Origin of the sequence: Streptomyces sp. SCSIO 30461, assembly GCF_037023745.1 — a bacterium.
GTDB lineage: Bacteria > Actinomycetota > Actinomycetes > Streptomycetales > Streptomycetaceae > Streptomyces.
On sequence record NZ_CP146101.1, the window covers coordinates 4,032,069 to 4,046,572 of the forward strand.

The 14,504-nt window shown below is 67.9% G+C and carries 16 protein-coding genes and 1 pseudogene; 9 read left to right on the forward strand and 8 right to left on the reverse strand.

Annotated features, from left to right (window positions below; genetic code table 11):
* Positions 1-2 precede the first annotated feature (2 nt).
* The 3 genes from V1460_RS17800 to V1460_RS17810 form a co-directional block, all read right to left on the reverse strand.
* A complete protein-coding gene (locus V1460_RS17800; protein WP_338674649.1) occupies positions 3-1,157 on the reverse strand; it encodes an ISL3 family transposase in 1,155 nt (384 codons plus the stop codon).
* A gap of 206 nt (positions 1,158-1,363) precedes the next feature.
* Positions 1,364-1,885 (reverse strand): hypothetical protein, encoded by a 522-nt coding sequence (locus V1460_RS17805; RefSeq protein ID WP_338674650.1) that lies wholly within the window; start codon positions 1,883-1,885, stop codon positions 1,364-1,366.
* A gap of 11 nt (positions 1,886-1,896) precedes the next feature.
* The gene (locus V1460_RS17810) at positions 1,897-2,484 is read right to left on the reverse strand and encodes a hypothetical protein (RefSeq protein ID WP_338674651.1); all 588 of its coding nucleotides are present in this window, start codon (positions 2,482-2,484) and stop codon (positions 1,897-1,899) included.
* Positions 2,485-2,501: 17 nt separating this feature from the next.
* Here V1460_RS17810 and V1460_RS17815 point away from each other — a divergent pair, with 17 nt between their 5' ends.
* The gene (locus tag V1460_RS17815; protein ID WP_338674652.1) at positions 2,502-2,993 is read left to right on the forward strand and encodes a transposase; all 492 of its coding nucleotides are present in this window, start codon (positions 2,502-2,504) and stop codon (positions 2,991-2,993) included.
* Positions 2,994-3,662: 669 nt separating this feature from the next.
* Here the strand turns inward: V1460_RS17815 and V1460_RS17820 are convergent.
* On the reverse strand, positions 3,663-3,866 hold the full coding sequence (locus V1460_RS17820; RefSeq protein ID WP_338674653.1) for a cold-shock protein: 204 nt from the start codon (positions 3,864-3,866) through the stop codon (positions 3,663-3,665).
* On the opposite strand from V1460_RS17820, the gene V1460_RS17825 reads away from it, so the two are divergent.
* The gene (locus V1460_RS17825; RefSeq protein WP_338674654.1) at positions 3,865-4,008 is read left to right on the forward strand and encodes a hypothetical protein; all 144 of its coding nucleotides are present in this window, start codon (positions 3,865-3,867) and stop codon (positions 4,006-4,008) included. The genes V1460_RS17820 and V1460_RS17825 overlap by 2 nt on opposite strands.
* A 72-nt stretch (positions 4,009-4,080) precedes the next feature.
* Here the strand turns inward: V1460_RS17825 and V1460_RS17830 are convergent, their stop codons facing one another.
* Positions 4,081-4,281, reverse strand: a complete 201-nt coding sequence (locus V1460_RS17830; protein WP_338674655.1) for a hypothetical protein — start codon at positions 4,279-4,281, stop codon at positions 4,081-4,083.
* The gene (locus tag V1460_RS17835) at positions 4,282-5,307 is read right to left on the reverse strand and encodes a DNA-directed RNA polymerase subunit alpha (protein ID WP_338674656.1); all 1,026 of its coding nucleotides are present in this window, start codon (positions 5,305-5,307) and stop codon (positions 4,282-4,284) included. It abuts the gene before it with no gap.
* Between the two features lie 178 nt (positions 5,308-5,485).
* Between V1460_RS17835 and V1460_RS17840 the strand changes: the two genes are divergently transcribed.
* The 5 genes from V1460_RS17840 (at position 5,486) to istB (ending at position 10,933) form a co-directional block, all read left to right on the forward strand.
* Entirely contained in the window at positions 5,486-5,707 is a 222-nt protein-coding gene (locus V1460_RS17840; RefSeq protein ID WP_338674657.1) for a CarD family transcriptional regulator, read from the forward strand.
* Between the two features lie 141 nt (positions 5,708-5,848).
* A complete protein-coding gene (locus V1460_RS17845) occupies positions 5,849-6,568 on the forward strand; it encodes an IS6 family transposase (protein WP_338674658.1) in 720 nt (239 codons plus the stop codon).
* Positions 6,569-7,004: 436 nt separating this feature from the next.
* Positions 7,005-8,585: an ISL3 family transposase gene (locus V1460_RS17850; RefSeq protein ID WP_338673865.1), complete on the forward strand. Its 1,581-nt coding sequence runs from the start codon at positions 7,005-7,007 to the stop codon at positions 8,583-8,585.
* Between the two features lie 171 nt (positions 8,586-8,756).
* Positions 8,757-10,166 (forward strand): IS21 family transposase, encoded by a 1,410-nt coding sequence (gene istA / locus V1460_RS17855; RefSeq protein ID WP_338674659.1) that lies wholly within the window; start codon positions 8,757-8,759, stop codon positions 10,164-10,166.
* Positions 10,163-10,933 (forward strand): IS21-like element helper ATPase IstB, encoded by a 771-nt coding sequence (istB, locus tag V1460_RS17860; protein ID WP_338674660.1) that lies wholly within the window; start codon positions 10,163-10,165, stop codon positions 10,931-10,933. Before istA ends, istB begins: the two co-directional genes overlap by 4 nt.
* 99 nt (positions 10,934-11,032) lie before the next feature.
* On the opposite strand, the gene V1460_RS17865 is transcribed toward istB, so the two are convergent.
* On the reverse strand, positions 11,033-12,613 hold the full coding sequence (locus V1460_RS17865; protein ID WP_338673865.1) for an ISL3 family transposase: 1,581 nt from the start codon (positions 12,611-12,613) through the stop codon (positions 11,033-11,035).
* Between the two features lie 142 nt (positions 12,614-12,755).
* Between V1460_RS17865 and V1460_RS17870 the strand changes: the two genes are divergently transcribed.
* Complete coding sequence (locus V1460_RS17870; RefSeq protein ID WP_338674661.1) at positions 12,756-13,130, forward strand: hypothetical protein; 375 nt, start codon at positions 12,756-12,758, stop codon at positions 13,128-13,130.
* A 5-nt stretch (positions 13,131-13,135) separates the two neighbouring features.
* Here the strand turns inward: V1460_RS17870 and V1460_RS17875 are convergent, their stop codons facing one another.
* Positions 13,136-13,951: a phosphotransferase gene (locus tag V1460_RS17875; RefSeq protein ID WP_338674662.1), complete on the reverse strand. Its 816-nt coding sequence runs from the start codon at positions 13,949-13,951 to the stop codon at positions 13,136-13,138.
* A 207-nt stretch (positions 13,952-14,158) separates the two neighbouring features.
* Between V1460_RS17875 and V1460_RS17880 the strand changes: the two are divergent.
* A pseudogene (locus V1460_RS17880) lies at positions 14,159-14,338 on the forward strand (hypothetical protein); the annotation flags it as partial.
* Positions 14,339-14,504 lie beyond the last annotated feature (166 nt).

Below are 14,504 nucleotides of genomic sequence, written 5' to 3' on the forward strand. Positions count from 1 at the left end.
GGTCAAGGCCCGGTGAGGAGTTCGTGCAGGTGGGCGTGGTCGGCGACGTGGGTGAAGAAGCGGTGGCGGGCGGCGGAGATCGCGGAGCGGTCGGGGGCGTGGTGGGTGCGGCTGACGGCCAGGCCGAGGAGGTCGCGCAGGAGTTCCTTGGCCTGCCAGGCCGCGTGGATCTGCCGGCCGTAGGTGCCCATGTACTCCAACTCGGTCTTCAGGAGGAGGCGTTGGTCTTCGGTGAGGTCTTCTTTGTTGCGGCGCAGGAGTTTGCGGACGGTGTAGATGCCGTCGCCCTTGCGGGCCCGGCGGCCGTGCTGCCGCCAGGTGAGGCGTCGGCGCAGGTCGGCGAGGTGGCGCTGGGCGAGTTGCACGATGTGGAAGCAGTCGACGACCACGGTCGCGTGCGGCAGGGCACGGTGGACGGCGGCGCGGAAGGTGGAACACAGGTCGATGGCGACGTAGCGCACCTGTGCCCGCCAGGATGCGGGCTGGGAGCTGAGCCAGTCGGCGACCGAGGTGGCGTTGCGGCCTTCGACCTGCCCGAACAGTCCTTGCCCGCCGATCACGTCGACGAAGCCGATGTGCCAGGCGTCCGCGACCAGTTCCCACTTCTGCGTGGCCGGGTTCTGGGCCCAGACCGGCTTGCCCCGCCGGGTCTCGTCGATCCCGACCGCCTCGGTCGCGGGCGGCGTCTCGGGCAGGACCGTCGCGGCGTAGTCCTCGAAGCATCGCTGCACGATGGGCCAGCTCAAGGACAGGTCGCGGCCGGCCTGCACGACGGTGCGGGATCCGTCGCAGACCGCGGCCCCCGCCGCCCGGCGCAGGGCGGTGGTGGTGCGCATCCCGGCGGGCACCGCGTGGATCGCCTCGGTGAACGAGCCGCGCTCGCACGCGGGTTCGGCGCAGTACCAGCGTGCCTTGCGCCACCGGATACTCACAGGGCGTCCACCGCAGGGCAGGTGCCGGGGCCGGGTGGTGCGGTAGTCCTTCAGCCGGGTGGCGAAGACCCCGCACGAGGGGCAGGCCCGGGCGGAGTCCTCGCTCGTGACCACGTACACCGTCGAACCGCCCGCCCCGTCGTCCTTGACCTGCGTCACACTCACCCCCTCCAGCCCCAGAAGTCGCGTTGCCGCTTCGTTGATGCCGGTATCGTCGCTGTTCAAGCCCGTGGGGTTTCATGATCGGTTGCCTAGACAACAACCATGATCACGAAGGCCCGCGGGCTCCTTGCGTCCAGGGCGCCCGCACCCCAACCACCTCACACAGCGTGACCGGCGAGCGCGCCCGTCACCGCCGCACCCCCCACTAAATTCGAAGACCCTCCATAACACCCCGACAACCAATAGGATGATCAGCGGCACCTGGAACATTACGCCCACCCCCACGGGGGGTTCAGTGCCGAACTCAGAGGATTCAGAGCCGGATCCTCAGGTGTACGGGCACTGATGTAGTCGATAACTGTTGCCCACTCCTGGATGATCGTCGCCACCAGTTCGGCCTCGCGTTCGTAATCCTCGGCGTAGCAGGTGCGGCGGAAGCCTCGGCTGATCAGGCCACGGGGGAAGTCCGGGCCGAGATCGGGCAATTCCCCGCCAGGGTCTCCGTCATCCTGATGATCAGCGAGGATATGGCCGACTTCGTGCAAGATGATGTGATCCTGGTGAACACGGGTGGTTTCTTTCTGATAGAAGATCACCTCCTCGTTTGGCCGGGACATCCACAGACCGAACGGCCCTGGAACCGGCAGCGCCCACGGAATCAGCCGGATGGGTTTACCCAAATGTTCACCGAGTCTGCGACACAGCTCGTCTACGCGCAGTGGAGATTGAATGTTGAGCTTCCGCAGCAGCTGCTTGCACTGCCGGCGGAGCTCGCGCTCGCGTACGGCCACGCTGTCCCTTCTTATTCTCCAGCACTCAGTTCGGGAGTGTTGCCCTGATCAAAGATCGCAATCATCTTGAGTAGTTGTTTGCGCATGGCCGGTGTCATTTCGCCTGCCCTCATCGCAATCGCCCGCACTTGATGGTCGGCAAGCCGCTGGCGCAACAACTCGTCATCAGGGTCATCCTGGGAAACTAGCGACTTCACTGTGATTGATGCTGTCCCCGCAGGGCGGTGGTCGTCGAAGAACTTGGCGAGTCCCTCCAGCACACTCAACGTTGGGTTGGTATGCGACCCGTTGCGCAGCATCGCCAGGTAACTCCTGGAAAGGGTCGCCGGGTGTGACGGGTCGGCGGTGATCGCCTTGGCCACTTCGGCGGTCGAGTACTCCCGTTGCCGACCGTGGGCGTAGAAGTGGACGGCGACCTGGCGCTCGGCGATGGCGGGCAGCAGGACCTCGCGCAGTAGGTCGCAGCCGTGGCGGTTCCAGAAGGGGCCGCCGATGTGGAGTTCGCTGTTGGCTCCGGCGATGACGTCCTGGACTAGGAGGTCCAGGCGTCGGACGGGGGGCGCTACGAGGTGGGCGGCGGCTCGGGGGGTGGTGAACACTAGGGGGCGCTCGGGTGATGGTCAAGGTGCAGGCGGCCAACGCGCCCGGTGGGCGGTTCTCCAAGGACGCCTTCACCATCGATCTGGAGGCAGGGCAGGTCACCTGCCCGAACCAGATGACCGCCGCGATCCACCCGAAGTCTGATGGCGGTGGGACGGCCTGCTTCAAGACCGCCTGCGCCGCCTGCCCCCTTGCGGCGCAGTGCACTACCGCCAGGAACGGACGCGTCATCACCATCGGCCCTCACGAAGAACACCTGGCCCGGGGCCGGGCTCGCAGTGCGGACCCCGTCTGGCTGGCCGCCTACCGGGCCACCCGCCCCAAGGTCGAACGCAAGATCGCCCACCTGATGCGGCGGCGACACGGCGGACGCCGCGCCCGGGTGCGGGGCCGGGCCAAGATCGCCGCCGACTTCTCCTTGCTGGCCGCCGCCGTCAACGTCGCGCGGCTCGGCGTGCTCGGAATCATGTCCACAGGCAGTGACAAGTGGGCGGTCGCCGCCGGCTGACCGTCCCGAGGGCGCCCTGGACCATGCAAACGACCCGCACGCGGCCGTGCCAAGCCCTCAACAGCCCCCACGACGGCCACGAACCGCCCACACGCCGCCCGACCACCAGCCAGCAACCACGACCCTGACACCCCCAACGGCGACACCGCACGCCCAGGACGACCCGCTTAACACCAGTCACCTAGACCATGCCACCGTCCTCGGAGCAACCCCCTGCGGCAAGGTATGCGGGCTCTGGCACCTTGCGCGCCAAGCCGTCTCCATCGCGTTCTGCGGCGTTCGAGCGAAGATGCGCCGCCCTGGGGGCAGTACCGCCGGGACCGCACCGGCTCCGTGAGGCCCGTCAGCCGTCCTGGGTCGAGGCCCTGGAGGACGGGGCAGAGGTCCGGCTCGGGTTGTTTCTGGCGAACAGCAAGATCCGGCGAGCGAAGCTCAGCGGCGCGCAGTTGGAGCGGCCAGCCGGGCTCGGGCTGGCGTGGGCTGTGGCGTGGTGCTGTTGTATGGGGGCGGCCCCGGCCGTACTGCGTCCCGCATTTCGGGGACCGGGGCCTATCCCGCGCACTCCATACCGGCACGGGCCGGTATGGAGCCTAGTTCGTCCGGGTGAGGGAAGCGGTCCGATGGTGTTGTTCGGGACGCTACTTACGCCGCGCGCGGGGGTGGTGCGGGTCAGGCGGGGGTGATGTTCTCCGCCTGGGGGCCCTTGGGGCCCTGGGTGATGTCGAACGTCACGGCCTGGCCCTCCTGGAGCTCACGGAAGCCCGAGGAGTTGATCGCCGAGTAGTGGGCGAACACGTCCGGGCCGCCACCGTCCTGGGCGATGAAGCCGAAGCCCTTCTCCGCGTTGAACCACTTCACAGTTCCCGTAGCCATGTCTTATGCCTTCCAGTCGATGAACGCCTTCCGCACCATGCGGAAGGCGGAGGTGATCGCCCTGGTCCCTGCGGCACAGCACAGCAAAACGCCCACGCCTTCGGCGCGGGCCATAGGGGAACTTCCGAACCACGACAGCTGACCCAGACGTTACACGCCCCCACACCCTGTCACCACAGGAAACATCTCAGGCCCCAACGCAGGCCGTCGGGGGTCAGTCATCGTCGGCGACGGGTTCGCCTCTGGCGCGGCGGGCGATCTGCTCTACCGGTTCTTGCAGGGCGCGCAGTACCGCGCGTTCGGTCTCTTCCGTGTCGGCTTCGATGTTCCACTGCCTGGGGTTGTCCACCAGGGCCTCGATCGCGTCGTGGAGTCGGCTGCGGCCCTGGTCCCCGGAGGTCCGGACGCACAGCATTCAGTACTGCTGCTCGGTCTCCACGAAACCCGTGCTCGTGCGATCGTCCTCGTCGAAGGCGCCAACCGCAGCGACGGGATCGAATCCAGGCGGGCTGTCCTTGAGGGCCAGCCCCATGCCGGCCAGCTTCGCCTTGACCTCGTCGATCGACTTCGCACCGAAGTTGCGGATGTCCATCAGATCGACCTCGGAACGCGCCAGGAGTTCACCCACGGAGTGGACACCCTCGCGCTTGAGGCAGTTGTACGAGCGGACCGTCAGCTCCAGCTCCTCGATCGGCAGCGCCATGTCGGCGGCCAGAGCCGCGTCCGTCGGGGACGGACCCATGTCGATGCCCTCGGCGTCGGCATTGAGCTCGCAAGCCAGACCGAACAGCTCGACCAGGGTCTTACCGGCCGACGCCATGGCATCACGCGGACGCATGGCCTGCTTGGTCTCGACGTCGACGATCAGCTTGTCGAAGTCGGTGCGCTGCTCGACACGGGTCGCCTCGACCTTGTACGTGACCCTGAGCACCGGCGAGTAGATCGAGTCGACCGGGATACGGCCGATCTCCTGGCCCGCCTGCTTGTTCTGCACGGCGGAGACATAGCCGCGACCGCGCTCGACGGTCAGCTCCATCTCCAGCTTGCCCTTGCCGTTCAGCGTGGCCAGGACCAGGTCGGGGTTGAGCACCTCGACCCCGGCCGGAGGCGCGATGCCGGCGGCGGTGACCAGACCCGGGCCCTGCTTGCGCAGGTACATCACGACCGGCTCGTCGTGCTCCGAGGAGACGACCAGCTGCTTGATGTTCAGGATCATGTCGGTGACGTCCTCCTTGACGCCCGGCACGGTGGTGAACTCGTGCAGGACACCGTCGATACGGACGGACGTGACCGCCGCACCCGGAATCGAGGACAGGAGCGTACGGCGGAGCGAGTTGCCGAGGGTGTAACCGAAGCCCGGCTCCAGCGGCTCGATCACGAACCGGGAGCGGTACTCCTCGACAACCTCTTCGGTCAGCGACGGACGCTGAGCAATCAGCACGAGGCATTACCTCCAAGGTTCGGCGCCCGCTATGTAACGCCGTAGACACCACGAAGGGTACGCCCGTCTGCGGCCCACCCGGCTGGCTCGGCTCCCGCTGAAGAGACGTCCGACGATCAGCGGCGCCCACCCCTGAGAGGCAGCCGCCGGCCCAAGCCGTAAGCGCATACTGGGGGCGATGAAAAAGCCTCCTGCACCGAAGCGTCATTTGCCTACCAGCCCCTTCAAGGCCCCGCTCACGCCGGCACCCAAGCACTTCGCCGTGGGCGACCAGGTCACACACGACATGCACGGCCTCGGCCGTGTGATCGGCATCGAGGACGGAATCGCGGCACTCGTGGACTTCGGCGCAGCGCGCATGCGGATCTTGAGCCCGTACGACAAGATGACCAAACTCTAGAGTCGGCGGCTGCGCGCGCGTACTACGCAGAAACGGGCAGCCTGGCCGCTCCGGCCACCGCCACTGCCCTGGACGGCGCTGTCACGTTGGCTGGCGGCGTGAGATGATCTTCAAGTTGATCACGCTCGGGAGGGGCTTGTCGTGGAGAGCGCGTCGCTGTCGTACAAGGGGCACCGCTACCCGGCGGAGATCATCGCGCACTGCGTGTGGCTGTACTTCCGTTTCCCGCTCAGCTTCCGCGAGGTCGAGGAGCTGATGTTCCAGCGCGGGGTGACCGTGTCCTACGAGACCGTGCGTCGCTGGTGTGCGAAGTTCGGGCAGGCATACGCCGCGGGCCTGCGGCGTCGCCGGCCCGAGCCGGGCGACAAGTGGCATCTCGACGAGGTCTTCGTAAAGATCGGCGGTGAGCGGCAGTACCTGTGGCGGGCCGTCGACCAGCACGGTGACGTCCTGGACGTTCTCGTGCAGTCCCGCCGTGACGCGACGGCCGCCAAGCGGTTCATGGCCAGGCTCATGAAGAAGCAGTGCCGCGTCCCGCGGGTGCTGGTCACCGACAAGCTGAAGAGCTACGGGGTCGCCCACCGCGAGCTCATGGCCTCGGTCGAGCACCGCTCCCACAAGGGGCTGAACAACCGGGCCGAGAACAGCCACCAGCCCACCCGCCAGCGGGAACGCGCCATGAAGCACTTCCGCTCACCCGGCGCGGCCCAGCGGTTCCTGTCCGCGTTCAGCGGCATCTCACCCCACTTCCGGCCCCGACGGAATCTTCTGACCGCCGCTCAGCACCGCTTCGAGATGACCCTCCGCTTCACCCTCTGGGACCACATCACCGGCAGCATCGGCCTGTCCACCGCGGCCTGACCCAGGACCCGAAAACCAGCCCCACCACACCCCGACACACCATCAGACGCACACGACAACGTGACAGCACCGCCTGGACCGCTGCGTCAGCTCCTGCGCGAACATCGCGCGGACGGACCACCACGCCGAACAGCTCCGTCAGTGGGCCGCCGTCCTGGACAAGCGAGCCGGCCGCCTGCCTGACCCCATCGGCGGCCGCCTGCGCCACAACGCCGACCGGCTACGCACGATCGCCGACGAACACGACCGCACCCGCATCACCCTGCTGGAGAGCACCCCATGACCCCTGCCCTGAACGAACGCGACCGCATGTCGGCGTACACGTGAACGTGGCCCTGGCAAGATTTTCGTGAAGTCGGGGTGTGCCACCGTGCGCCGGTGACGCTCCGTCACTTGTGGCGGGACTGTCGTCGAGTGTGATGACCTCGTACGGATTGTGTCTCCGCACCTCGATGTGGTGCGGGTGGAGCGGGTGTGGGTGGCGGGCGGCGTGGTCCGCGTTGCGGCCTCCACGCGTGAGACGACGGTGGCCTGTCCGGATTGCGGCCGCGGTTCCGCGCGGGTGCACAGTCGCTACTGCCGCTCCCTGGCCGATGTCGCTGTCGGCGGGCGTCCGGTGCTGATCGAACTTTCCGTGCGGCGGCTGTTCTGCGACAGCCCGCGCTGCGACCGGCGGACGTTTGCCGAGCAGGTCGACGGACTGACCAAACGCTACCGACGCCGGAGCCCGCTGCTGCAGCATCTGGTGGAGATGACCGGCGTGCTCCTCGCCGGCCGCGGCGGCGCCCGGCTCCTGCAGATCCTGAAGGTGCCGCTGTCGCGGACCAGCGTCCTGTTCCACCTGATGCGCTTACCACTTCCGCCGGCTGCAACCCCGCGGGTCCTGGGCGTGGACGACTTCGCGCTGTACCGGGACGTCTACGGCACCCTGCTGGTGGATGGCGAGACGCGGTTGCCGATCGAGCTGTGGGAGGGGCGCGACGCGGAGCAGGTGACGGCCTGGCTGCGGACGCACCCCGGTGTCGAGGTGGTCTGTCGGGACGGGTCGCTGGTCTACCGCCAGGGCATCACCGAGGGTGCCCCGGAGGCGGTGCAGGTCAGCGACCGCTTTCACCTGTGGCAGGGGCTGTCGAAGCGGGTCGGGGACATCGCCGCCGCCCACCGCGGCTGTCTTGCCGCCGCGGTACCCGAGCCTGAAGCAACACCATCACAGGACGAACCTGTGGGACCGTCCAACCAGGCCGATACCCCGGCCCGGCGCCACGCGAAGCGGCTGTTCGAGGCGGTGCACGCGGTGACCGACACCGGCCGATCGATCAACGCCGCAGCCCGCGAGACGGGCTTAAACCGGCGCACCGTGAGCAAGTACGCCCGGGCAGCCACCTGGCAGGAATGCGTACGAACCAGCCGGCCCCGCCGGCCCACCAGCCTCGACCCCTACCTGGACTACCTGCGACAACGCTGGGAGGAAGGCGAGCACAACGCCACGGTGCTGCACCAGGAACTCCTCGCCAAGGGCTACCGCGGCCACTACCAGCGGATCAAAATGGCCGTCGCGCCGCTGCGCCGCGGCCTGCCGATCGACACGCCGCGCGAGCGGCCTCCCTCGCCCCGGCAAGTCGCCCGATGGATCACCACCACACCCTCCCGACGGAGCCTGCACGCCTCCGAGCAACTACGCCGGCTGTTCGAGCACTGCCCGGAACTGGACTGCACCCACGATCTGGTGCGCCAGTTCGCCGCCATGCTCGACACCCGCGACGCCGCCCCGCTGCCGGCCTGGCTCGAACACCTCACACGCTCCCGCCTCCCGCCCCTGGCGGGCCTGGCCAGCGCCATCCGGGAGGACCAGAGCGCGGTCGTGCAGGGCATCACCACCCCGTTCAGCTCCGGCGTCAACGAAGGCCGCATCACCGACCTCAAACTCCAAAAACGGATCATGGCCGGCCGCGCCGGAGTCCCACTCCTCCGCCACCGCGTCATCCACATGGCCATACTCCGACGCCACTACCAATAACAGAGCGTCACCGGCGCACGGTGGCACACCCCGACTTCACGAAAATCTTGCCAGGGCCGTGAACGTGCAGAGCCGCGTACGGATGAATGTGCAGAGTTCTTGATGTGTTGAGGGCTGGTGCCCGGCACTCTGCTTCCTGTCCTGTTCAGGGGGTGCAGAGGGGGGTGGGTCGTGGTCTTGGACCCGGAGCGCTGGCTGGAACTCCGGCGTTTTCGCGGCCTGGTCGAGTCCGGGGCGATGAGTCTGTCGGAGGTCGCGAAGGAGACCGGGCTTAACTGGCGGACCGTCAGTAAATACCTGTCTGCCGACGGGCCGGTATCGCCTCCGCGCCGGTTGCCGAACGGGCGGCTGCGGGCGAGGGTGATAGACGAGTTCGCGCCGCTGGTCGACTCGATGCTGCGTGCGGAGATCCTGATGAAGGCCGCGGTCATCCACGAACGTCTGGCCCAGGAGTACGGGTTCACTGGCAACTACCAGCGGACCAAGCTCTACGTTCAGGAAGCCCGCCCCCGGATCGCCGAGGAACTCGGCATCACGCCGAAGGAACTGGCCGGGATGCACCGCCGGTTCGAAGTCATCCCCGGTGCCCAGGCTCAGGTGGACTGGGGCGACGAGGGCAAGATCCTCGCCCACATGGGCATCGGCAAGGTCTACTCCTTCCACATGGTCTTGTCCTACTCCCGGGATCCGTTCTCCTGCTTTACCACCAGCCAGGATCTGCAGACCTTTTTCGACTGCCACCGCCGGGCGTTTGCCCACTTCGGCGGGGTGCCGATGACGATCGTCTACGACCGCACCAAGACCGTCGTCCGTCGGCATGTCGCCCCTGGCGAGGCTGTTCCGCTGCACCCGGAGGCGGTCGGGTTTGCCGGTCATTACGACTTCGACATCGACGTGCTGGCCGCCTACCGGCCCACCGGCAAGGGCCGCGTCGGGCGCCAGGTGCTGATCGTCCGTGACCATGTCCTGTCCGGCAGGGCCTTCTCCTCCGTCGAGGAGATGGACGCCGCCTTCACGGCCTGGGTGCCGCAGCGGCGGTCCCAGATCCACAAGACGCACCGGGAGGTCATCGGCGAGCGGGCCGCCCGCGACCACGCGGCCCTCAAACCGCTGCCGCCCACCCCGTATCTGGTGGCCGAGCGGCATCTGCGGCCGGTCGGCAAGGACTGCCTCGTCGCCTTCGGCGGCAACCTCTACTCGGTGCCCGCCCGCTGGGTCCGTCCACGCCAGCTGGTGGAGATCCGGGCCACGAAGTCACAGGTCATGCTGCACTCCACGGTGCCTGGCCCGGACGGCGTGACGCTGCTGGCGATGCACCCGAGAGCGGTCGGCCGCGGGGTGCGTGTCGTCAAGGAGACGCACTGGGACGGCCTGCCCACCGGCAAGGGACGCCGGACCACCACCGGCGACATCCCGTCCCGGCCGCAGCTCCGCGGCGAGGAAGCCGGCCCGTTGCAGGCTCTGCTGAACCGGGCCGCGGCCACGCGCGTCGAGGTCGGCCGCCGTCCGCTGTCGGTCTATGACGAGCTGACCGGCACTCGCCCCTTCACCACCCACCCGAGCACGAAGGAAACGTCTTGAGCGAGCTGGTCAGCACCCGCATCCGCAGCACGGCCGGCAAGCTCGGCCTGCCCCACCTGGCGGAAACCATCAACGAGTACACCCGGCGGGCCGACGAGGGGAAGCTGGGCTACCTCGACTTCCTCGACCTGGTGCTGTCCGAGGAACTCGCCGTCCGAGACGACCGCCGCTTCCGCAGCGGACTGCGCACATCGAGGCTGCCGCACCACAAAACGATCGACGAGTACGACTTCTCCTTCCAACCCGACCTGGACCCGCGCAAGGTCAAGGACCTCGCCACCCTCTCGTTCGTCGAGGCCAAGGCGAACGCCGCCCTGCTCGGGCCGCCCGGAGTCGGCAAGACGCACATCGCCGTCGCCCTCGCGGTCGCCGCCTGCCGGGCCGGCTACTCGATCTACTTCACCAGCCTCGACGACATGGTCCGCAACCTCAAGACCGCCGAGGCTGCAGGCCGGCTGACCAGCAAACTCGGCAGCTACCTGCGACCGAGCGTCCTCGTGGTCGACGAAGTCGGCTACCAGCCCCTCGAACGCGCCGAGGCGAACCTGGTCTTCCAGGTCATCTCCAAGCGCTACGAGAAGGGCTCGATCATCCTGACCTCGAACAAGACCTTCAGCGAATGGGGACAAGTGTTCGGAGACGAGGTCCTCGCCACCGCGATCCTCGACCGCCTCCTGCACCACTGCGAAGTGATCTCCATCAACGGCCCCAGCTACCGGCTCAAGAACCGCCTCAAGGCCATCGAGCGCGAAAACGAAGTCGCCTGACCCCTCTGCACGTTTATCCGTACGCGGCTCTGCACTTCAGGGGCCCTGGCAAGATTTTCGTGAAGTCGGGGTGTGCCACCGTGCGCCGGTGACGCTCTGTTATTGGTAGTGGCGTCGGAGTATGGCCATGTGGATGACGCGGTGGCGGAGGAGTGGGACTCCGGCGCGGCCGGCCATGATCCGTTTTTGGAGTTTGAGGTCGGTGATGCGGCCTTCGTTGACGCCGGAGCTGAACGGGGTGGTGATGCCCTGCACGACCGCGCTCTGGTCCTCCCGGATGGCGCTGGCCAGGCCCGCCAGGGGCGGGAGGCGGGAGCGTGTGAGGTGTTCGAGCCAGGCCGGCAGCGGGGCGGCGTCGCGGGTGTCGAGCATGGCGGCGAACTGGCGCACCAGATCGTGGGTGCAGTCCAGTTCCGGGCAGTGCTCGAACAGCCGGCGTAGTTGCTCGGAGGCGTGCAGGCTCCGTCGGGAGGGTGTGGTGGTGATCCATCGGGCGACTTGCCGGGGCGAGGGAGGCCGCTCGCGCGGCGTGTCGATCGGCAGGCCGCGGCGCAGCGGCGCGACGGCCATTTTGATCCGCTGGTAGTGGCCGCGGTAGCCCTTGGCGAGGAGTTCCTGGTGCAGCACCGTGGCGTTGTGCTCGCCTTCCTCCCAGCGTTGTCGCAGGTAGTCCAGGTAGGGGTCGAGGCTGGTGGGCCGGCGGGGCCGGCTGGTTCGTACGCATTCCTGCCAGGTGGCTGCCCGGGCGTACTTGCTCACGGTGCGCCGGTTTAAGCCCGTCTCGCGGGCTGCGGCGTTGATCGATCGGCCGGTGTCGGTCACCGCGTGCACCGCCTCGAACAGCCGCTTCGCGTGGCGCCGGGCCGGGGTATCGGCCTGGTTGGACGGTCCCACAGGTTCGTCCTGTGATGGTGTTGCTTCAGGCTCGGGTACCGCGGCGGCAAGACAGCCGCGGTGGGCGGCGGCGATGTCCCCGACCCGCTTCGACAGCCCCTGCCACAGGTGAAAGCGGTCGCTGACCTGCACCGCCTCCGGGGCACCCTCGGTGATGCCCTGGCGGTAGACCAGCGACCCGTCCCGACAGACCACCTCGACACCGGGGTGCGTCCGCAGCCAGGCCGTCACCTGCTCCGCGTCGCGCCCCTCCCACAGCTCGATCGGCAACCGCGTCTCGCCATCCACCAGCAGGGTGCCGTAGACGTCCCGGTACAGCGCGAAGTCGTCCACGCCCAGGACCCGCGGGGTTGCAGCCGGCGGAAGTGGTAAGCGCATCAGGTGGAACAGGACGCTGGTCCGCGACAGCGGCACCTTCAGGATCTGCAGGAGCCGGGCGCCGCCGCGGCCGGCGAGGAGCACGCCGGTCATCTCCACCAGATGCTGCAGCAGCGGGCTCCGGCGTCGGTAGCGTTTGGTCAGTCCGTCGACCTGCTCGGCAAACGTCCGCCGGTCGCAGCGCGGGCTGTCGCAGAACAGCCGCCGCACGGAAAGTTCGATCAGCACCGGACGCCCGCCGACAGCGACATCGGCCAGGGAGCGGCAGTAGCGACTGTGCACCCGCGCGGAACCGCGGCCGCAATCCGGACAGGCCACCGTCGTCTCACGCGTGGAGGCCGCAACGCGGACCACGCCGCCCGCCACCCACACCCGCTCCACCCGCACCACATCGAGGTGCGGAGACACAATCCGTACGAGGTCATCACACTCGACGACAGTCCCGCCACAAGTGACGGAGCGTCACCGGCGCACGGTGGCACACCCCGACTTCACGAAAATCTTGCCAGGGCCACTTCAGGTCGTACCCCGACACCGCATCCGCGCCGCCATGGAACGCATCCTGGCCGGGACCCCCGAACACTCCAACGGAGCCCTGACAATCGTCGCTCTGGCCCAAGAAGCCCAGCTCCCACGCAACGCACTCACCCAGCGCCACGTGGACCTGAAAATCGAGTTCTACGACAAGGTCCGGGAGCGCGGGCAGATACCGGACAGCGAGAAGCGGCTGCGGCAGCAGATCGTCAAGTTGAAAGAGCTCCGGGCCAATGACAAAGAGGAGATCGCGCAGCTCCAGGCCGACCGCGAGGGACTGGTCCGCATCGTGCACCAGCTCACGGTGGAGAACCGCCAGCTACGAGCCGAACTCGCCACCCCCGACAACAGAGTGCGGGTCCTTCCGACACAACCCCACCCCACCCGCTGAGCAGCTCAGGCGAGCAATCGCCACAGACGATCAGCCTGCCGCTCCGCGGTGCCTGGTGGATTTCTGACGTTCTTGTGGTCGAAGGCCAGGAGAAACAGCCAGACCAGGGCGAGAAGCCGGCGGCAGTCCCGCAACCGTGCTTCTTCGGCCGCGGCCAGGTCGAAGCAGGCCAGAAACGCGGGGACATCGAGCGGGTGCTCCACCCAGCTGCCCACGTGCTCCGTGATCTCCGCGAGTTCGAAAGCGCGATCACTGCGCCCCGAGTCCTCGAAGTCGACCACTCGGACCCGGGAGCCATCCCAGAGATAGTTGGCGAGGTTACCGTCTCCCGGGCCGAAGACCGGCGGGACCCGCGAAGCGTCGTCGCTGCTCAGCCCCGACTGGGTCAGCCACCGCAGTCCATCGTCCATGGCCCGCCCCACCAAGCCGTCGACCCGAGGACGAACCGTCACGGCCCACTCCTTGAGCTGGACGATGAGATCGTCCTGCTGCCCGGGCCGGACAGGAACTTGGCGAAGCACGTCGGCGGGCACTGCGGCATGCAGCTCGCTCACCGCGTCGGCCAGTGCTTTGACCTGCTCGCCTCCCAGGGGACACCCCCGCAGAGGAACACCGGCAAGACGGGACATCACCACTGTCGGCTCCTCAGCCGCAAGATCCGCAGTGCCAGGGACAGGAGCCAGCCCGGGCGCATACGCGGCCAACAACGTCAGAGCACGCCATTCACGCCCAGCACGCCCGCCGCCCCCACTGGAGAACCGCTTGACCACTTGGTCAGCAGCCAACTCGACCGCATGAGTGCCCCACCCGCCAGAGTCCATGAGTAGCGATCATGCCAGTTACACCGGCTACGAGTCCTATCCCCCTGCACCTTCCGTCGCCGGACAAGAGACGTGGCACAGCTTGCGACGCCCCCCGAGGAGAACATTCATTCCCGATCAGACCCACAGGTCTTCCGCCACGAGAAGGCACCTGAGCGAGCACCGTCCCGAGGAGGCAAGTACTCAACACGCTGAACTTGACGGGGAACCGCCCTGCCCCTCGCGCTCCTCGGCCAGGGCTTCCTCGACCGCCCCTGGCCAGCGGGCCCGGCCTGGCTGCTCCCCGCCGTCGCGGCGACGATCGTGACGACGGCCTTCCTCACGATCGAACTCCCCACCCGCCAGGCCCTGCGCACAGCCCCGGCGGACGCGGTCAGGGCGACATGAGGATCCACCCCCACCAACACCGCTGCCGCCACCAACAATGCCTTCCGCGGACATCTCCGGCCTGCCATCACGGAATGCCGTTGACGCTTGGAGGGGGGCGAACATCACGCCGGGTGCGACATCGGGTAGCCGGCCACCGGGCTCGTCGGCTGCCAGAGCGGCGAGA

What these genes read in the sequence shown, in the direction of transcription:
- V1460_RS17815 (WP_338674652.1), top strand. Translation starts at nt 2,502, where the DNA reads ATGGTCAAGGTGCAGGCGGCCAACGCGCCCGGTGGGCGGTTCTCCAAG.
- V1460_RS17825 (WP_338674654.1), top strand. Translation starts at nt 3,865, where the DNA reads ATGTCTTATGCCTTCCAGTCGATGAACGCCTTCCGCACCATGCGGAAG.
- V1460_RS17820 (WP_338674653.1), bottom strand. Translation starts at nt 3,866, where the DNA reads ATGGCTACGGGAACTGTGAAGTGGTTCAACGCGGAGAAGGGCTTCGGC.
- V1460_RS17830 (WP_338674655.1), bottom strand. Translation starts at nt 4,281, where the DNA reads ATGCTGTGCGTCCGGACCTCCGGGGACCAGGGCCGCAGCCGACTCCAC.
- V1460_RS17840 (WP_338674657.1), top strand. Translation starts at nt 5,486, where the DNA reads ATGAAAAAGCCTCCTGCACCGAAGCGTCATTTGCCTACCAGCCCCTTC.
- V1460_RS17870 (WP_338674661.1), top strand. Translation starts at nt 12,756, where the DNA reads ATGGAACGCATCCTGGCCGGGACCCCCGAACACTCCAACGGAGCCCTG.
- V1460_RS17875 (WP_338674662.1), bottom strand. Translation starts at nt 13,951, where the DNA reads ATGGACTCTGGCGGGTGGGGCACTCATGCGGTCGAGTTGGCTGCTGAC.